The 21,118-nt window shown below is 74.1% G+C and carries 2 protein-coding genes; both read right to left on the reverse strand.

The genetic code is table 11. From position 1 onward, the window contains the following. Positions 1-373 precede the first annotated feature (373 nt). Positions 374-1,606 carry a crotonyl-CoA carboxylase/reductase gene (gene ccrA, locus ACSMXO_RS28940; RefSeq protein WP_455414624.1) on the reverse strand — a complete coding sequence of 411 codons (1,233 nt, stop codon included), beginning with the start codon at positions 1,604-1,606 and terminating at the stop codon, positions 374-376. Next, entirely contained in the window at positions 1,606-21,108 is a 19,503-nt protein-coding gene (locus tag ACSMXO_RS28945; RefSeq protein WP_455414625.1) for a non-ribosomal peptide synthase/polyketide synthase, read from the reverse strand. The genes ccrA and ACSMXO_RS28945 overlap by 1 nt, the downstream gene beginning before the upstream one ends. Between the last annotated feature and the right edge of the window lie 10 nt (positions 21,109-21,118).

A 21,118-nucleotide genomic window follows, 5' to 3' on the forward strand; every position in this document is an offset into this window, starting at 1 on the left:
CGCCGGTCGCACCGGTGCGACCGGCGTACGCGTCGGTCGTGGTCGCGGCCGGCCCTGCGGAAGCGCGGTCCGCAACCGTGGCTGACCCGCCTCTCGGTGCGACAACCGCATCGCCAGGCGGGGTCGATGCTCGGGCGAAGGTTCGTGGCCGAGCACGGGCCTGACGACAAGGGCGTTGCCCCGGCCGGCTCTCGTCGGCTAGTCCACATCGGACACGAGGGCCGGTCCGCCGCCCGCCGTCCGCGACGAGCCCAGCCCTACCCAGCCTTGCGGGGCGGCTCTGGGGTGCGCAGACGGCAGCCGGCGGGACGGCCCACCGTGAAGGAACGGCCCACCGTGCGGCCCGTACCGCGTCGCGTTGTCCAGCGCTGTTTCAGCCGGTCTGCCCGCGCACTGACGCGCCGATCAGCACGGCCATGTTCCCGGGTTCGTGCCGATTCTCGTACAGGGCCTGGTGCAGTGAACCGATCTCGCTCATCGGCTCGGCCACCGTCACGCACGGATCCAGCCGGCCCGCGCCGGCGAGCCGGACCATCGCCGCCGTCTCCCGCACGTTCGCCGCGTGCGAGCCCTGCAGTCGCTTCTGGTGCATCCAGAGAAACCGCAGATCCAGGTCCCCGTTGTAGCCGCTCGTCCCGGCGCAGGTGACCACCATTCCCGCGTGGTCGCACAAGTAGATCGACGTCGGCAGGGTGTCGCGGCCCGGGTGCTCGAAGACGATCCGCGGGTTGCGGCGCTCACCGAGCACCTCCCAGAACTTGCGCCCGAAGGCGCGTACGCCGGACATCCACCTCGCGTACTCCGGCGTGTCCTGGTCGGGCATCCGACCCCAGTGGTCGAACTCGGACCGGTTGATCACTCCGACCGCTCCCAGCCGCCGGCAGTACTCGGCCTTGGCGTCGCTGGAGACCACGGCGATCGGACGGCCGCCGAACAGACTCACCAGTTGGATGGCCATCGACCCCAGGCCACCCGCGCCGCCCCAGACCAGTACCGGATCACCGGGTTGCACGGTGTGCGGGTGCCACCCGAACAACTGACGGTAGGCGGTCGCCGCGCAGCCGATCATCGCCCCGGCGCCCTCCCAGGTGAGATCGGCGGGCTTGGCATAACACTGGTACTCGTCGACCAGGCAGTACTGCGCGAAGGAACCGAAGTTGCTCTCGTAGCCCCAGGCGACCTGGGACCGCGAAGCGGTGGGATCGACCCCGAGACGGATGTCGGGCGCGGACTCGTTCCATTGCAGGCCTCCGAAGACGACGTGGTCGCCCACCCGGAACTGGGTGACCTCGGAGCCGACGGCGTAGACCACACCGGAACCCTCGGTGCCGGCGATGTGGAAGTCGTGCGGGTCGCCTTTCTTCTGTCGGAGGGCGATCACGTCGGCGGGTGCGCCGAGCGCCGCCCACACGCCGTTGTAGTTGATGCCGGCCGCCATGACCGAGACCAAGAGCTGCTTGGGGCCGACCGGCGGCACCTCGACGACCTCGATCTCGAACGCCTTCGCCGGCTCGCCGTAGCGGCTACGGCGGATCAGCGCCGCGCGCATGAATCGTGGGACCTCGCCCAACGGCGCGGTCGTGCCCAGGTCGTGAAGCTCCTGCATCAGTCACTTCCCTTCTCGTACGATTTGGGGAGCCGGTCGCCGAGCCGGTCGACGACGACGGCCAGAGCTTCCGGACGCAGCAGGTCGCCGTGCGCGAACGGCAACGGGTGACCGGTTATCCGCCCGGTGACGAACGGCTCCCACCGCCTCGCCGCCACGGCCGGATCGGTCCCGTCCGCGACGAACAGTTGCAGCTCGCCGTCGAAGACCTCTGGTCGGTACGTCCGGCGAAGGCGCAGGCCGGTCCGGAACGTCTCGAGCACCGTGCCCACCCGGTCGGCCAGCAGGTCTCCCAGCGGCCCGCCGTGCTCCCGGAGCTCCTCGGCGGCCCGGTCCACCGTCAGCCCCGCGGTCCCGGTCGAGCCGACCGTGACGTCCGCGGCCTCCAGCAGCACCGGCAGGAGGTCCGCGGCGGTGGGCACGACGACGTCGTCCCCGTCCTGCGCCGGAAAGGCGTCCAGCAGCGCCAGCAGTTCGACCCGCTCCCCCGTCGCCCGCAACGCGGTCGCCATCGCGTGTGCCACCAGACCGCCGAAGGACCAGCCGACGAGGTGGTAGGGGCCGTGCGGCTGGACCGCCCGCAACTGCGCCACGTAGTCGGCGGCCACCTCCGCCACGTCGTCCGGTTGGTAGCCGGGAGTGCTGTAGACGCGGGCCTGGAGCCCGTACACCGGCTGGCCGGGCGGAAGGTGGCGCAGCAGCCCGTAGTAGCGCCAGCTCAGGCCACCACCGGCGTGCACACAGAACAGCGGCGGCCGGTCGCCCCCGGCCCGCAGCGGAAGCAGCACGGCGAAGCTGTCCGCCGCGCCGGCCACCGAGTCGTCCAGCGCCGTGGCGACCTGCGCCGGGGTAGGCCCGGCAAACAGCGTCTGGATGCTCAGCCGCGCACCGAAGACCGTTCGCAGCCGGGTCAGCAGCGCGGCGGCCAGCAGCGAGTTGCCACCCAGCGCGAAGAAGTCGTCGTCCAGTCGCACCCGCTCGGCACCCAGGACCTCCGCGAAGATCGTGCAGAGCAGCGCCTCGCGCGGGGTACGCGGCGACCGGCCCGTCCCGGAGGCGGACGACGGCAGCGGCAGCGCCGCCCGGTCCAGCTTGGCGTTGCTGGTCAGCGGCAACCGCTGCAGCGTCACGAACGCCGAAGGCACCATGTAGTCAGGCAGCGACCCACGCAGGTGCTCCGCTAGCACCGGCGGCTCCGGCACCGTGGCGCCGGGCGCCGCGACCAGGTACGCCACCAGACGCCGGTCACCCGGCCGGTACTCCCGGGCCAGGACGGCGGCCTGCCCGATCGCAGGGTGGCCGGTCAGCGCGGTCTCGATCTCCCCGGTCTCGATCCGGAAGCCGCGGATCTTCACCTGGTCGTCGACCCGGCCGACGAACTCGAGCCGCCCGTCCGGCCGCCACCGTACCAGGTCACCGGTCCGGTACATCCGGGTGCCGGGCGGCCCGAAAGGATCGGCCGGGAACATGCACGCCGTCGTGGCCGGGTCCCGCTCGTAGCCCTGCGCCAGACCGGATCCGGCGAGGTACAGCTCTCCGGCGACGCCGACCGGCACCGGGCGGGCGAACGCGTCGAGGACGTAGCCGCGCATGTTGTCCAGCAGCCGGCCGATCGGCACGGTGTCGCCCACCGGGTCGCCCTGGCGCATCGCGTGGTGCACCGCGAAGACCGTCGCCTCGGTCGGCCCGTACCCGTTGGTCACCACGGTCCGTGGACACGCCGCGAGCACCGCCCGTACCGCGTCGGCCGAGACCACGTCGCCACCGGTGCGGACCTCGCGCAGGCCCGCGAAGCAGGCCGGATCCTCCTCGGCCAGCAGCCGGAACAGCCCGGCGGAGAGCCACAGGCCGGTGATCCGCTCGCCGACGATCAGGTCGCGCAGCACCGCGGTGTCCAGCGCCTGCGGCGGCGCGACGACGACCTCGCCGCCGTTGAGCAGCGGCACCCACCATTCCAGGGTCGAGGCGTCCCACGCGTGTGGCGAGTGGAACAGCACGCGCTCCTGGCTGCCGGTACGCCAGCACCGGTCGGCCGCCAGCTCCACGACGTCGCGATGGGTGACCGCGGCCCCCTTCGGCAACCCCGTCGAACCCGAGGTGTACATGACGTAGGCGACCTGGTCCGGCGCGACCGGCGGCAGGGGTGGACCGGAGGCGTCGCCGGTGCCGGTGAAGTCGTCGAGGGTCACCGGGACGACCGTCACCCGGTCCTCCAGTCCGGCCAGCCAGTCGTCCGTGCGGTCGGCCCCGGTCAGCAGGAACGGCGCCGCGGTCTCGGCCAGAATCAGCCGCTGCCGGGCGGCCGGGTGTTTCGGGTCGAGCGGTACGTACGCGCCGCCCGCCCGCCCGACGGCGAGCGCGGCGAGCACGAGTTCTACCGAGCGCTCGAAGAGCAGGCCCACCCGCTGGTCCGGCCGCAGGCCCGCGCCGACGAGGCGGCGGGCCAACCGGGTGGCGGCCCCGTCCAGTTCCCGGTAGGTCACGGTCTGCCCGCCCAGCGCCAGCGCGGGCGCCTCCGGCCGCTCGGCCGCCACCCGGGCAAAGGCGTCGGTGATCGTCTGCGGGCCGTCGCCGACCGGCTGTCGCGTGGCGTTCCACTCGACCAGCAGGGTGTGCCGTTCCATCTCGTCGAGCAGGCCGAGCCGGCCCAGCGGCTGCTCCCAGTCGACCGCGGTGGCCGCCAGTACCCTCTCCAGCCGTCCCAGGAGCGCTCTGGCGGCCTCCGGGGCGATCAGGTCGCTCCGGTAGTCCAGCCGCAGCCGCAGCCCGCCACGGGCTGGTGAGGCCGCCACGACGACCGGGTAGTGCGCCGAGTCACGGCCGTCGACCCGGGTGACTCGTAGGCCGTCCGGCGCGCCCGTGGCACCCTCCCCGGCGGCGTCGATCGGGTAGTTCTCGAACACGAAGGCCGTGTCGAACAGTTCGCCGACGCCGACCAGCCGCTGGATGTGCGCCAGGCCGAGGTGGTGATGCGGGGTCAGTTCCGCCTGTTCGTCCTGTACCCGCCGCAGCGTCTGCGGCCAGGGGGCGCCAGGGTCGAGGCGTACCCGAACCGGCACGGTGTTGATCAACAGACCGACCATCGTCTCTATGCCGGCCAGCTCCGGCGGCCGGCCGGACACGGTGGCGCCGAAGACGACGTCCCGGCGGCCGGTCAGCCCGCCCAGCACGACCGCCCAGGCGGTCTGGAGCACGGTGTTGAGGGTCACCCCGGTCGCGGCGGCCCGGCGTTGCACCGCCGTGGCGACGTCCGCCGGCAGGTCGGCGAGGAGCCGCTCGGGCAGCCGGTCGGCCGGGCCGGGCTCGGGCCGGCTGAGCCGGGTCGCCTCGGTCACGCCGGACAGCGCCAGCCGCCAGGCCGCCTCGGTGCCGGCCCGGTCCTGTCCGACGAGCCAGCGCAGGTAGCGGCGGAAGTCCCCGGCCGGCGGCAGACCGGCGGCAGACCCTCCGGCGGCGTAGAGACCCACCAGGTCGCGCAGCAGCAACGGCGCCGACCAGCCGTCGAAGAGGATGTGGTGGTTGGTGAGGACCAACCGGTACCGCCGGTCGGCGATCCGCACCAGCAGCAGGCGGAGCAGCGGCGGACGGTCCGGGTCGAACCCGGCCCCGCGTTCGGCGGCCGCCAGCCGGTCCAGCTCGGCAACGCGCTCCGCCTCGGGCAGGGATGTGACGTCGACCTCGGTCCACGGCAGCTCGACCCGCCCGGGCACGTACTGCACCGCGACGCCGTCGGTCAGGTACCGGAATCCGGCGCGCAGGTTCGGGTGGCGCTCCAGCAACGCCGCACCGGCCGCCCGCAGCGCCGCCGCGTCGAGGTCGCCCTCGCAGTCGACGGCGAGCTGCACCAGGTACGGGTCCAGCCCCTCGCCGCCGTGACGGAGGTGGAACAGCAGGCCCTCCTGGAGCGGTGCGAGCGGCAGCACGTCGACCAGCCCGGCCGCGTCCTCCTGCAACGCGTCGAGGTCCTGCTGGGTGAGGTCGACGAGCGGGAAGTCCGACGGGGTGTACCCACCGCCGCCGGGCCGGCCGGCGCACTCCACCAACGCGGCGAGCGCGGCGTGCCACAGCTCGGTCAGCTCCCGCACCTCGGCGGCGCCGAACATGCCCGCCGGCCAGCTCCAGCGGGTGAGTAGCCGGGGGCCGCCGGCCTCCTCGCGGGTGATGGCGGTGACGTCCAGTACGTGCGAGACGGCCAGGCCGGGATCGCTGCCGGGCAGCCGGAGTTCGTCGGCGGTGGCCGGCGACCAGCCGGTGCCGACGGAGGCGGCACCGGCGGACCGGCCGAGGTAGTTGAAGCCGATCTGCGGCGGGGCGAGCGGGGCGAGCACCGCGGCGGTATCCGGGTTGAGATAGCGCAGCATCCCGTAGCCCAAGCCGTTGTCGGGCAGCGCCCGCAGGGTCTCCTTGACGCGTTTGAGGAGCGTGCCGGCGTCGGACACCGCGCCCGGGTCGATGCCGCCAAGGTCGACCGCGACCGGGTACATCGTGGTGAACCAGCCCACGGTGCGGGTGACGTCCAGGCCTGGACCCGCGTCCTCGCGGCCGTGGCCCTCCATGTCCACCAGCACGGCCGGCGCGACGACGCCGCGCCGTTGCCGCCACCGGGCCACGGCCAGGGCCAGCCCGGTCAGCAGGACCTCGTTCGGCTGCGCGTGGAACGCGGCCGGGACGGACGTCAGCAGCGCGGCGGTGACCTCGGCCGGCAGCTCGGCGCTGACGGCCTCCGCCGTGCCACGCACGTCGCGCCCGGGATCGAGCGCCCGGGCACCGAGCGGTGGCTCCGGACGGGCCAGCATCCGCGACCACACCGGCAGTTCGGCCACCCGCCGAGGATCGTGCGCCGCCTCCCGCAGCGCCAGCGCCCAGCGGCGCAGCGAGGTGGGCACCGGAGGGAGTACCACGGGCTCGTCGCCGGTCGCCGACTCCCACGCCGCGGCCAGGTCCGGCAGCAGGATGCTCCAGGAGACCCGGTCGACGACGAGGTGGTGCGCGACGACCAGCAACCGGCCCGGCGTCCCCGGCCCGGCGTCGAACCAGACGACCTCGGCAACCGCGCCGGCGTTCGGATCGAGCCGGCGGCGGGCCGCCTCGCCGTGGGTGCCGAGCGCGTCGCGCAGGGCCGCCGCGTCCAGGTTCGCCACGTCGACGCGGCGGACCCGGTCGGCGGCGGCCACGCTGCCGCGCGGCCCGACGGACAGTTCCCAGGTGTCGGGGCGGCGGTGCAGACGGATCCGCAGCGCGTCGTGGTGGTCCAGCACGCCCTGCACCGCGCGGACGAGCCGGTCCAGCCCGATCCCGGCCGGGACCCGCAGTAACCTCGACTGGTTCAGGCCCTCGATGGGACCGCTGAGCCCGCGCAGCCACGACACGATCGGCGTCAGCGGCAGCGTGCCGGTGCCGTCGTCGGCCACCGCCTCCGCAGGCTCGGCCTCGGTGGCGACAGCGGCGAGAGCGGCGACGGTCTGGTGCCGGAAGATGTCGCGCGGGGTGAAGACCAGTCCGGCCCCGCGTGCCCGGCTGACCAGCTGGATGGCGACGATGCTGTCGCCGCCGATCGCGAAGAAGTTGTCGTCCACGCCGACCCGGTCCAGTCCCAGCACGCTGGCGACGAGCGCGCAGAGCTGCGCCTCGCGACCGTCGGCGGGCTTCCGGAGCGGGCCGGACGGGTCGCGGGGTGCGGGCAGGGCGGCCCGGTCGACCTTGCCGTTGACCGTCAGGGGTAGTTCGGGCAGGCGCACGAAGGCCGACGGAACCATGTAGTCGGGGAGGATCGCGGCCAGATGGGCGCGCAGCTCCGTCTCGCCCGGGTCGGCGCCGGGATGCGCGACGACGTAGGCGACCAGGCCCCGTCCGCCGGACGTGTTCGCCCGCACCAGCACGAGTGCCTGCGCCACACCGGGCGCGCTGGCCAGGGCCGCCTCGATCTCGCCCAGCTCGATCCGGAAGCCGCGCAGCTTCACCTGGTGGTCGGCCCGGCCGAGGAAGTCGAGCTGGCCGTCGGCGCGCCGGCGGACCAGGTCGCCGGTGCGGTACATCCGCCCGCCCGGCCCGCCGAAGGGATCGGCGACGAACCGGTCCGCGGTGAGCCCGCGCTGTCCCAGGTAGCCCCGGGCGAGGTTGACGCCGGAGAGGTACAGCTCACCCGGGACCCCGGCCGGGACCGGGTTCAGATGGACGTCGAGGACGTACGCCCGGGTGTTCGGCAACGGCCGTCCGATCGGCGGCACGCCCGCGCGTGCCTCGAGGGGCTCGGTCATCGTCGCGCAGACCGTCGCCTCGGTCGGTCCGTACGCGTTGAACATCCGCCGTCCGATGGCCCAGCGTGCCGCCAGATCGGCCGGCGGTGCCTCGCCGACGACGGCCAGCGTGCGCACCGACGGCAGGCTCCCGTCGGGAAGCCTGCTGAGCACGGCGGGTGGCAGTGTCACGTGGCTGACCTGGCGCTCCGCGATCAGCTCGGGCAGGTTGGCCAGCTGCACGAGCCGGTCGGCGAGCCCCAGCACGACGCACGCGCCGGAAACCAGCGGCGCGCACAGCTCCGACATCGCGGAGTCGAAGCTGAGGGAGGCGAACTGGAGCATCCGTGCGCCGGGACCGATGTCGTACACGACCTTGCGGGTCAACAGCAGGTTGGGGATGCCCCGGTGGGTCAGCACGACACCCTTGGGGCGGCCGGTCGACCCGGAAGTGTAGATGACGTAGGCGGGATGGTCGGCGGTGAGTGGCGCCGTCCGGTCGGCGTCGGTCAGGTCGCCGTCCGCCCGGGCGGCGAGGTCGGCCCGCACGCCCGCGTCGTCGAGCACGAGCCGGCGCGCGGCGGCGGCGGGCAACTGCCCGGCAACCGCCGAGGTGGTGACCAGCACGGCCGGCGTGGCGTCGGTGAGCATCAGCGCGATCCGCTCGGCCGGATAGTCCGGGTCGATCGGCAGGTAGGCCGCGCCGCTCTTGAGCACCGCCAGCACGGCGACGACCATGTCGACCGAGCGCGGGACGGCGAGCGCGACGAGCTGCTCCGGTCCGGCCCCGTGGTCGCGCAGCAGGCGGGCGAGACGGTTGGCGCGCGCGTTGAGTTCGGCATAGGAGAGGACCTCGACGCCGAACTCCACCGCCGGCGCCTCGGGAGTACGGGCGGCCTGCGCCTGGACCAGGTCCGGCACCAGCAGGTCCGGTGCCCTGCTCACGGTCTGCTGCCACTCGGCGAGCAGTTCCCGACGCTCCTCGGCGTCGAGCAGGTCCGCCGCGCCGATCCGCTGGTCGGGTTCGCGTACGACGGCCTGGAGCAGGCGTACGAACCGGGCGGCGATCTTCTCCGCGGTGCCGCGTTCGAACAGGTCCGCGGCGTAGGCGAGGGTGCCGGTCATCCCGGCGGGCCGGCCGTCGGCGCCGGAGATCTCGGTCAACCGCACCGACAGGTCGAACTTCGCCGACGTGGGTCCGGTGCCGGCGCCGAGTTCATCGCTCTCGGCCTTCAGGCCGGCGGCGTCGAGGCTGGGGGTGAGCGCGGCGGGCGTGCTCGCCGGTTGCAGCGACAGCATGACCTGGAAGAGCGGGTGCCGCGCCAGGGACCGTATCGGGTTGAGCACCTCCACCAGCCGCTCGAACGGCAGATCCTGGTACCCGTACGCCGCCAGGTCAGCCTCACGCACCCGACCCAGCAACTCCCGGAACGACGGATCCCCACCCGTGTCCGTACGCAACACCACCGTGTTGACGAAGAACCCCACCAACTCGTCGAGCGCGTCGTCGGACCGCCCCGCCACCGGCGTACCGATCGGCACATCCGACCCCGCACCCAACCGGGTCAGCAACGCCGCCAACGCCGCCTGCACCACCATGAACACACTCGTCCCCGTCGACGCCGCCAGGGCGGTCACCCGGGCGTGCAGCCCGGCGTCGAGGACGAGCGGGACGGTGCCGCCGCGGTGGGACAGCGCCGCGGGACGCGGGTGGTCGAACGGCAGCGTCAACTCCTCGGGCAGCGCGACCAGGGTCTTGGTCCAGTAGGCCAACTGCTGGGAGATCGGGCTGTCCGGGTCGCTCTCGCTGCCCAGCCAGCGGTGCTGCCAGAGCGCGTAGTCGGCGTACTGCACCGGCAACGGCTGCCACGCCGGCGCGCTCCCGGTGCGCCGCGCGGCGTACGCCTCGGCCAGGTCACGCGCGAACGGACCGGCCGACCAGCCGTCGGTGGCGATGTGGTGGCAGGTCACGACGAGCAGGTGCTCGAGCGGGCCCAGGACCACCAGAGCGGCGCGCACCGGCGGTTCCGCCGCCAGGTCGAAGGCGTGGTCGAGCTGCTCCCGGACGCATCCGTCGACGTCGCCCGGCGCGGGCCGCAGCACCGCAAGAGCGGGGACCGCCGCCGTGGCAGACAGGACCACCTGGAACGGCTCCTGATCGATCTCGCGGAAAACCGTCCGGAGGCTCTCGTGCCGGCCCACCACGTCGGCGAACGCCTGCCGCAGCGCGTCGGTGTCGAGGTCGCCGCGCAGCCGCAGCACCATCGGTACGTTGTAGGTGGCGCTCGGCCCCTCCAACTGGTCGATGAGCCAGAGCCGACGCTGGGCGTGGGACAGCGGGATCCGCTCCGGCCGCGCCACCACCTCCAGGGGCGCCCGGGCGGGTGCCCCGCCGGTCACCCTGCGGGCCAGGGCCGCCACCGTGGGAGTCTCGAAGACCTGGCGGACCGGCACCTCCTCGCCGAAGGTCGAACGGATCCGGCTCACCAGCCGGGTCGCCGCCAGGGAGTGACCGCCCAATTCGAAGAAGTTGTCGTCGACGCCTACCCGGGCCACACCCAACACCTCGGCGAAGAGCATGCAGAGCAGGTCCTCGCGCGGATCGGACGGTCCCCGCCCGGCCCGCGCGGACGGCAACTCGGGTACCGGCAGGGCCTTGCGGTCGAGCTTGCCGTTCACGTTGAGCGGCAACGCGTCCAGCCCGAGGAACACCGTCGGGACCATCTGCTCGGGCAGCGTGCGCCGCAGGTGCCGGCGCAGCTCGGCCGGCGACGGCAGCGTGGCGCCGGCTGCCGGGACCGGGTAGCCGACGAGACGGTCGCCGTGCACGGCGACGGCGGCCCGGTCCACCGCCGGGTGGGCGGCCAGAACCGTCTCGATCTCGCCCAGCTCGATCCGCACACCGCGAACCTTGACCTGGTCGTCGGCGCGGCCGGCGAAGAAGAGGTCGCCCGTGGCGTCGCGGCGCGCCAGGTCCCCGGTGCGGTACATGCGGGCGCCGGGCGGGCCGTAGGGGTCGGCGACGAACCGGCCCGCGGTCAGACCGGGACGGCGGTGGTAGCCGCGGGCGACCCCGACGCCGCTGATGTACAGCTCACCGACGACCCCCGCGGGCACCGGCTGGAGGCGGTCGTCGAGCAGGCGCACCGTGACACCGTCGTTGGGCTTTCCGATCGGTGTGCCGCCCGCGTTCGCCGGGGTGAGCCGGGCGAGCGTGCAGTGGATCGACGCCTCGGTGGGGCCGTAGGTGTTGAACATCCTCCGGTCGCCGGCCCAGCGCTGCGCGAGCGCGGGCGGGATCGCCTCGCCGCCGACGAGCAGCGTGTGCAGGCCCGGCACCCGGTCCCGGTCGACCAACGCCAGCACCGACGGCACCAGCACGGCCAGGTCGACGCCGTGCCGCTGGATCAGCTCCGCCAGCTCCTCGCCGGAGCCCATCGCCTGGGCCGGACCGAGGCACAGGGTGGCACCGGAGCCGAGCGCGATGAACATCTCCCAGACGGAGTTGTCGAATCCGGCCGAGGCGTGCTGGAGCACGGTTCGGCCGGGGCCCGCGCCGAACGCCCGCACGGACGCCTTGATGATCGGCACGACCGTGCGGTGCTCGACGACGACGCCCTTGGGGCGGCCGGTCGAACCGGACGTGTAGATGACGTACGCCGGGTTGGCGGAGTTGCGCAGCACGGCGGGTTCGTCGGCGGGCAGCCGGGTCAGGTCCGCACGGTCGAGGAGCAGGACCGCCCGGTCCGAGACCGGCGGCCACCGGTCGGCCACCTCGGCGACGGTGACCAGCAGGACGGGGTCCGCGTCGGAGATCAGATAGCCGAGCCGCTCCGGCGGATGCTCGGTGTCCAGCGGCAGGTACGCCGCGCCGGTCTTCAGCGTGGCGAGGATGGCGACCACCAGGTCGACCGAGCGGGGCACGGCGACGGCGACGGTCTTCTCCGGCCCGGCCCCCCGGTCGGCGAGCGCGTGCGCCAGCCGGTTCGCCCGGCGTACCAGCTCGGCGTAGGTCACCTCGGTGTCCCCGTGCACCAGGGCGACCGCGTCGGGGGTACGGGTGGCCTGCGCCGTGACAAGGCCGTCGAGGGTCGGCGTCCGCTCACGCACCGGCTCGGCCGGGGCGGTGAGCACGTCCCGTTCCGCCGGGGTGAGCACGTCGATCGCGCCGATCCGGGCGGCGGGGTCGGCGACGAACGCGCGCAGCACCCGGACGTACCGCTGGAGCATGGTGTCCACGGTGGAGTGGTCGAACAGGTCGCTGCTGTACTCCACGACCCCCTCGATGCCCTCGGCCTGCCCGCCGGCGCCCCGTCGCTCCCCCATCGCGAAGGACAGGTCGAACTTCGCCACGTCGGCGGCTCCGGCCACCGCGCTGAGGCTGAGCCCGGGTAGCTGGATGCTCGCCTCGGGGGTGTTCTGCAACGACAGCATGACCTGGAACAACGGGTGCCGGGCGAGGGAGCGCGCCGGGTTGAGCAGCTCGACGAGCCGCTCGAACGGCAGGTCCTGGTGCTCGTACGCGGCCAGGTCGGTCTCCCGGACGCGGGCGACCAGCTCCTGCACGCTCGGGTTGCCGGCGGTGCTCGTGCGCAGCACCAGGGTGTTGATGAAGAAGCCGACGAGGTTGTCCAGGCTGCTGTCGGTCCGGCCGGCGATCGGGCTGCCGATCGGGATGTCGGTGCCGGCGCCGAGCCGGGTCAGCAGCGCGGCGAGGCCCGCCTGCAACACCATGAAGAGGCTGGCCTTGTTCCGCCGGGCCAGGACGCCGAGCTGCTTGTGCAGCTCCGCGTCGAGGGCGAACCGGACCTTGCCGCCCTGGTACGACGACACGGCCGGACGGCGCCGGTCGACCGGCAGGTCCAGCTCCTCGGGAAGCCCGGCGAGGACGCCGGTCCAGTGGTCGCGCTGCCGGCTGATCGGGCTGTCCGGATCGTCCTCGTCACCGAGCCACTCCCGCTGCCACACCGCGTAGTCGGCGTACTGGACGGGGAGCGCCGGCAGGTCGGCCACCCGCCCGTCGCGTCGCGCGGTGTAGGCGAGGGCGAGGTCACGGGCGAGCGGCCGCATCGACCAACCGTCACCGGCGATGTGGTGCAGCACCGCCACGAGCACGTGCTCGTCCGGACCCGTGGCCAGCAGCACCGCCCGCAGCGGCAACTCCTCGGCGAGCCGGAACCCGCGCCGGACCAGGGCCCGCACCTCGGCGGAGACGCCGCCGGGCCCCGGCTCCGCCACCGGGAGCGTCACCATCCCCACCGCCCGCTCCGGGTCGAGGATTATCTGCTGCGGCTCGCCGTCGACCTCCGGAAACAGCGTGCGGAGACTCTCGTGGCGCACGACCACGTCGCGCACCGCGCCGAGCAGGGCGTCGCGGTCGAGTTCGCCGCGTAGCCGCAGCACCATGGGGATGCTGTACAGCGGGCCGGCGCCCTCCAGCTCGTTGAGGAACCACAGCCGGCGCTGCGCGAAGGACAACGGAACAGCGCCCTTGCGTGGCACGGCCACCACCGGGGCGCGGCCCCGCCCCGCCGACTCGGCGAGCCGCCGGGCCACGCCCGCAGCCGTCGGCGTCTCGAACAGCGCCCGGATCGGCAGCTCCGCGCCGAAGGTGGCCCGGATCCGGCCGACCAGCCGGGTCGCCGACAGCGAGTGACCGCCCAACTCGAAGAAGTTCTCGTCGACGCCGACCCGGGCCGTGCCGAGCACCTCGGCGAACAGCTCGCAGAGGATCTCCTCGTGCGGGTTACGCGGCGGGCGCGCCTCGGCCAGCCCGCCCACGACCGGTACCGGCAGCGCCCGCCGGTCCACCTTGCCGTTGGGGGTCAGCGGCAGCTCGTCCAGGACGACCACGGTCTGCGGCACCATGTACTCGGGAAGGCTCTCGCCGACGAACCGGCGGACCTCGGCGGCCACCGGCCGGTGCCCGTCGCGCCCGACCACGTACGCCACCAGGCGGCGGTCGCCCGGCACGTCCTCGCGCACCATCACGGTGGCACGGGCGATCCGGGGATGGCGGCTCAGCGCCGTCTCGATCTCGCCCGGCTCGATCCGGAAGCCGCGGATCTTCACCTGGTCGTCGACCCGGCCGACGAAGTCGAGCGTGCCGTCCGGGTTCCACCGGACCAGGTCGCCGGTGCGGTACATCCGGGAGCCGGCCGGCCCGAACGGGTCGGCGACGAACCGTGCCGACGACAGGGCGGGGCGCCGCAGGTACCCGCGCGCGACCCGGTTCCCGGCGAGGTAGAGCTCACCGACAGCGCCGGCGGGCAGCAGCCGCAGGCCGCTGTCGAGGACGTAACAGCGGGTGTTCGGCAGCGGGCGGCCGATCGGTACGGCACCCGTCGCGACCGGCGCACCGGCCGGGATGCGATGCTCGGTGGCGCTGACGGTCGTCTCGGTCGGGCCGTAGACGTTGAGCACCGCCACGTCCGGGTGCTGCTGCCGCCAGTCCTGCAGTTGCGTGCCGGTCAGCGGTTCGCCGGCCAGCAGCAGTTCCTGGGTCGGCGCCAGGTCGACCGCCGCGGACTGCATCAGGGTCAGGTGGCTCGGGGTGCCCTTGAACAGCGTCCAGCCGGGGGGCAGCGTGGGGTGCGCGCGGTCCGGGACCGCGTCCTCGATGGCGGCCAGCCGGACGCAGCCCCCCGTCACCAGCGGGGCGTGCAGCGCGGTCACCGACATGTCGAACGACACCGACGAGTGCAGCAGTGCCACCCCGGCGGCCGATGGGTAGGCGGCGGCCGCGTGCCCGAGGTAGTCGGCCAGCATCCGGTGTTCCACGACGACGCCCTTGGGACGGCCGGTCGAACCGGACGTGTAGATCACGTACGCGGGGTGGCGGTCGAGCAGCGGGGCCGCCCGGTCGGCGTCGGTCAGGTCGGCGTCGTCCGTGGCGGCCACCTCCGCCGCGACGGCGGAATCGTCGACGGCGACGACGGGCACGCCGACCAGCCGCCAGCGGGCGGCGACCTCCCTCGTCGTGACGAGCACGACCGGCGCGGCGTCGGCGGCCATGAACGCGACCCGCTCCGCCGGGTAGTCGGTGTCCAGCGGCAGGTACGCGGCGCCGGTCTGGGTGATCGCGTGCAACGCGACCACGAGGCCGGTGCCACGCGGTACGGCGAGCGCGACGACCCGCTCCGGTCCGGCGCCACGGGTGACGAGGACCCGGGCCAGCCGGTTCGCCCGGCGGCGCAGCGCGTCGTAGGACACGGCCTCGGTCGCGTCGACGAGCGCGATGGCGTCCGGGGTGCGGTGGGCCTGGGCGAGCAGCAGGACGGGCAGGGTCCGGCCGGGCGTGTCCACCCGCGACGGTCCGGCGCCGGTGTCGAGCACGCGGCGGCGTTCGACGGCGAGCAGCGGCTCCAGGGAGGCGACCGGGGCCGCCGGATCGTCGGCGAATCGGGACAGCACCCGCACCAGCCGGTCCAGCAGCCCGTCGACGGCCTCCGGCGTGAAGAGGTCGGGCCGGTAGTTCATCCGCAGGTGCAGCCGGGCGCCCGGTACGGCGGTGAGGCTGAGCGGATAGTGCGAGACGGTACGGCCCGGCACGGCCTCGATCCGCAGCCCGGTGTCGTCGATGTCGGGTGCGGTCGGCAGGTTCGGATAGCTCTCGAACGCCACCGCCGTGTCGAAGAGCTCCTCGGCTCCGACCAGCCGCTGGATGTCGGCGAGGCTGAGGTGCTGGTGCGCCATCAGCACCGACTGCTCCGCCTGCACCCGCCGCGCCAGGTCGCGGAGGGTTTCCGCGGCGTGCGGCCGGATCCGGACCGGCACCGTGTTGATGAAGAGGCCCACCATCCGCTCGATGCCGGGGACCTCCGGCGGTCGTCCCGCCACGGTGGCGCCGAAGCAGACGTCGTCGCGGCCGGTTGCCGAGCGGAGCAGCAGCGCCCACGCGCTCTGCACGACGGTGTTGACGGTCACCCCGAGCGCACGGGCGGCCGACGCCAGCGCCTCGGCGTCCGCCGCCGGCAGTTCGATCGAGGTCGACTCCGGGCGTAGTGGCCGACGGGCCCGGTCGGCCGGGGCGAGCAAGGTCGGCCCGTCGAGGCCGTCGAGCGCCTCCCGCCAGCGGGCTTCGGCCTCGGTGCGCTCCTGACCGGCGACCCAGGCGAGGAAGTCGCGGTAACGGCCGGCCGGCGGCAGCCGCCGCGCATCGCCATGCCGGTACAGCAGGAAGAGTTCCTCCATCAGGACGGGCCGGGACCAGCCGTCGACCAGGATGTGGTGGGTGCTGAGGATGAACCGGTGCCGTTGCGGGCCGGTACGCAGCAGGCTGAACCTCAGCAGCGGCGCCCGGCCCAGGTCGAAGCGGGTCCGCCGGTCCTCCAGGGTGAGACGGTCGGCCTCGGCCGCGACCTCCGCCTCGGGTAGGCCGGTCAGGTCGACCTCGTGCCAGGGCGTCTCCACCTCGGCGAGGATCACCTGCACGGGTTCGCGCAGACCCTGGTGGTAGAAGGCCGCCCGCAGGTTGTCGTGGCGGCGCAGCACCCCGTCGGCGGCGGCGCGCAGGGCGGCGCTGTCCAGCGGCCCGGTGATGTCCAGGACCGTCTGCACCAGGTAGACGTCGGGTGCGTTCTCGTCGAAGAGCGTGTGGAACAGCAGCCCGTTCTGTAGCGGCGCCAGCGGCAGCAAATCGGCGGCGCCCGGGTGCTGACCGAGCAGTGCGGCGATCTCGTCGGACCCGAGCGTGACGAGCGGGAAGTCCGACGCGGTGCGGTCGGCGACGACCACGTCCGGCGCGGCCGCCCGGTCCACCAGCGCGCGGGCCGCGTGCTGCCACAGCTCGCCCAGCTCGCGGACGTCCGCCTCGCCCAGCAGCGTCTGCGGCCAGGTCCACGAGGTGACCAGGCGGGGGCCGTCCGGACCGTCCTGGGCGAACAGGTTCAGCTCGACCGCGTGCGCGGGTGGCAGCTCACCGCCCCGGTCGGTGCCGAGCGCGGCGAGCGCCCGATCGGGCTGCCATTCCCCACCGCCGTCCGCGCTGCCGGAACCGATCCGGCCGAGGTAGTTGAAGCCGATCTGCGGGCGCGGCGCAGCGGCGAGTTCCGCACCGGCGGCCCCGCCGCCGTAGCGCAGGATGCCGTACCCCAGGCCGTCGTCGGGCAGCCCGGCCAGCAGTTCCGCAACGGCGGCCACGGTACGGTCGAGCGCCTCGGGTGCCCACCGGCCCGCCCGGTCGGCCGGGGCACCGGTGAGGCGTACCGGGTACAGCGAGGTGAACCAGCCGACCGTCCGGGACAGGTCGGCCCCGGGCAGCAGCTCACCGCGCCCGTGCCCCTCCAGGTCGACCAGCACGCCGGCGGCGCTGTCCTGGCCGCGCAGGCGACGCCACTGCGTGACCGCGAGGGCGAGCGCCGCCAGCAGCACGTCGTTGACCCGGGCGCGGAAGGCGGTCGGCACCGAGTTGAGCAGCGGCCTGGCCACCGCCGGTGGCAGTTCCAGGTTGAGGCTGCGCAGCGTCTGCGCCGTGTCGCGCGTGGCGTCCAGCGGCCGGTCACCGATCAGCGGCTCCGGTTCGCGGAGCATCGCCGCCCACCGCCCGGCCTCGGCAGCCCGTGCCGGATCGGCCGCGGCGGCCTCCAGCGCGACGGCCCAGCTCCGGAACGAGGTGCCGCCGGGTGTCAGCGCGACCGGCTCCCCCGCGACGACCGCGGTCCACGCCTGTGCCAGGTCGGGCAGCAGGATCCGCCACGAGACCCCGTCGACGACGAGATGGTGCAGCACCAGCAGCAGCCGGCCGGGCCGGTCGGGGCCGGCGTCGAACCAGACTGCCCGGACCATCCGCCCGCGCGCCGGGTCCAGCTCGCCGCGGGCGGTCGCGGCCTGCCCGGCCAGGAGCGCGAGGGCGTCCGCGTCGCCGAGGGCCGCGACGTCCACCCGGCGCAGCAGCCCGGCGGCGTCGACGCTGCCGGGCGCGCCGATCCGCAGCACGGGTCGACCGTCCGGACCGTCGGCGAGCCGGGCGCGCAGCACGGGATGGTGGTCGAGCACCGCCCGCAGGACGGCGGTGAGCCGGTCGGTGTCCAGGCCGGCCGGCACGCGCAGCAGCATCGACTGGGCCAGCCGCGCGAACGGCCCGCCACGCTCGCGGAACGCGTGCATGATCGGAGTCAGCGGCGCGTCGCCCGTACCGTCGTCAGCGGGCTTCGTGTCCGGCTGCGTCCGCTCGGCGGCGACCGCCGCCAGCCCGGCCGCCGTGGGGTTCTGGAAGATGTCGCGCGGGGTCAACCGCACGCCGGCCTTGCGCAGCCGGGCCACGAGCGCGATGGCGAGGATGCTGTCGCCGCCGAGGTCGAAGAAGTTGGCGTCCGGATCGACCTGCGGGACGCCGACGACGGCCGCGACGGCCGCGCAGATCGCCGCCTCCTCGGGCGTACGGGGTGCGCCGGTCGTGACGGGGTCGGAGATCGGTGCGGGCAGCGCGCGCCGGTCCAGCTTGCCGCTCGGGTTGAGCGGGAACTCGTCCAACGTCACCAGCGCCGTCGGCACCATGTAGTCCGGCAGCTGCCGCCGCAGGCGCTCCTGTATGCCGGCGAGGGTCGGGGCCGGACCGTCCGGGACCACGTAGGCCACCAGCCGTTGACTGCCGGAGCGGTCGGCGCGGATCAGCACCACCGCGCGGGCCACTCCCGGGCAGGCGGCGAGCACCGCCTCGATCTCGCCGAGTTCGACCCGCTGGCCGCGCAGCTTCACCTGGCCGTCGGCGCGACCGTGGTAGTCGAGTACGCCGTCGGCGCGCCAGGACACGAGGTCGCCGGTGCGGTACATCCGCGCGCCGCCGCCGGTGAACGGATCGGCGACGAACCGGTCGGCGGTGAGACCGGGCCGGCGCAGGTACCCGCGACCCAACTGCACGCCGGCCAGGTACAGTTCGCCGGTCACCCCCGGCGGCACCGGCCGCAGCGCGGCGTCGAGCACGTAGACCCGGCTGTTCCACACCGGCCGACCGATCGGTACCGCCCGGCCGTTCGCCTGCGGCGGCACCTGGCAGGCGATGATTTCCACCGCGGCCTCGGTCGGCCCGTAGAGATTGTGCAGCTCGGCATCGACGGTGCGGTGGAAACGCTCGGCGACCTCGGCGGAGAGCGCCTCGCCGCTGCACAGCACCCGGCGCAGCGTGCCGAGCCGCGCCGCGGCCGGTTCGTGGAGGAAGACGTCGAGCAGGACGGGTACGAAGTGGACGGTGGTGACCCGCTCCCGGTCGATGAGCTCGGCCAGGTAGGCCGCGTCGCGGTGACCGTCCGGCCGGGCGATCACCAGGGTGGCGCCGACCTGGAGGGGCCAGAACAGCTCCCAGACCGACACGTCGAAGCTGACCGGGGTCTTCTGCATCACCCGGTCCTCGGCGGTGAGGGGATAGCGGTGCTGACCCCACCTCAGGCGGTTCGCCACGGCCTCGTGCGCGACCACGACGCCCTTGGGCCGCCCGGTGGAGCCGGAGGTGTAGATGACGTACGCGGGGTGGCCGGGCAGCAGCGCGGTAACCGGGCCGGTGGCGGGCTGGGCGCCGAGTTGCTCGTGCAGCGCCGGGTCGTCCAGCACCACCGATGGCGTGCCGCCCGGCAGGTCACCGGCGACGGAAGCGACGGTGAGCAGGCACACCGGTGCGGCGTCGGCGAGCATGAACGCCAGCCGCTCAGCCGGATAGCCGGTGTCCAGCGGCAGGTAGGCGCCACCGGCCTTGTGCACGGCGTACAGCGCGACGAGCAGGTCGATGCTGCGCGGCACGGCGACCGCGACGGTGCGCTCCGGCCCGACACCGCGCGCGACGAGCAGGTGTGCCAGACGGTTCACCCGCTCGGTGAACTGCGCGTACGTGACGGTCTCGCCCTCGAACACCAGTGCCGGGTGTTCCGGGCTGCGCGCGACCTGGGCCTCGAACAGCGCCGGCAGGGTGGCCGGCGGCACTGGGTGCGCGGTGTCGTTCCAGCCGGTCAGGATCTGCTCGCGTTCGGCCGTACCGAGGGTGTCGATCCGGGCGAGGATCAGGTCCGGGTCGGCGGCCATCGCGGTCAGCGCGCGCGTCAGCCGGTCGAGTACGGCGTTCGCGACGTCCGCCCCGACCAGGTCCGCCCGGTGGTCCACTCGGAGGACGAGGTCGTCGCCGGTGTTCGCGGCGACCAGGGTGAGCGGGTAGTGCGTGGCGTCGCGCCCGTGCAGCGCCAGCACGCGCAGGCCGGGGGCGACCTCCGTGTCCCGGTCGGAGACCGGGTAGTTCTCGTAGACGAAGGCGGTGTCGAAGAGTTCCCCGCCGGCGAGCTGCTGGATGCGCGCCAGCCCGAGGTGCTGGTGCTCGCGCAGGCCCGCCTGCTCGTCCTGGAGCCGCCGGGCGACCTGCGTCCAGGTCCGGGCCGGCTCCAGCCGAACCCGGACCGGGACGGTGTCCAGCAGCAGACCAATCATCGTCTCGCTGCCCGGCAGCTCCGCGGGCCGGCTCGCCACGATGGCGCCGAAGACCACGTCGGTGCGCGCCGTGAGCCCGCCGAGCACGGTCGCCCAGGCGGTCTGGAGCACGCTTCCCACCGTCAGCCCGGCCGCCGCGGCGCGCGACCGCAGAGAGCTGCTCAGGTCGGCCGGCAACGGCCGCACCAGCCGCTCGGGCATCGCGCTGCGCCGGCCGGGATCCGCCGGCGCCAGGCGGGTCGGTTCGTCGATTCCGGCGAGCGCCGTCCGCCACGCCTGCGCGGCGGCGTCCCGGTCGCGCCCCGCGAGCCAGCTCAGGTATTCGCGGTACGCGGTGGCGGGGGGCAGCACCGCCGGGTCGCCGTGCGAACCGTAGAGCGCGAACAGCTCCCGCAGCAGCAACGGCATCGACCAGCCGTCGAGCAGGATGTGATGGATGGTGAGGACCAACCGGTGCCGTCCGGGGCCGCGGGTGGCGAGCAGGAACCGCATGAGCGGCGGGGCACCGAGGTCGAACCGGTGCGCCCGCTCGTCGTCGGCCAGCCGTCGCAACTCCTCGTCGGCCTCGGACTCCGGCAGGTCGCCGAGGTCCCGCACGATCCACGGCAGCGCCGCCTGCTTGGGCACCACCGCGAGCATGCGGTCGGCCCGCTGGTAGCGGAACGCCGCGCGCAGGTGGGGATGCCGGTCCAGCAGGGCCTCCGCCGCCGTCCGCAGGCGCTCGGCGTCGAGCTCGCCGGCCAGGTCGAGCGCCATCTGCACCGTGTAGACGTCGGTCCCGTCGTCGTACACGCTGTGGAAGAGCAGGCCTTCCTGCAACGGCGACAACGGCAGAATCTCCGAGATCCCTGACTGCATCGCGGTGGTG

It is taken from the genome of Plantactinospora sp. DSM 117369 (assembly GCF_053764795.1).

Coding starts and splice junctions, on each gene's coding strand:
- ccrA (WP_455414624.1), bottom strand. CDS start 1,606: ATGCAGGAGCTTCACGACCTGGGCACGACCGCGCCGTTGGGCGAGGTC.
- ACSMXO_RS28945 (WP_455414625.1), bottom strand. CDS start 21,108: ATGCAGTCAGGGATCTCGGAGATTCTGCCGTTGTCGCCGTTGCAGGAA.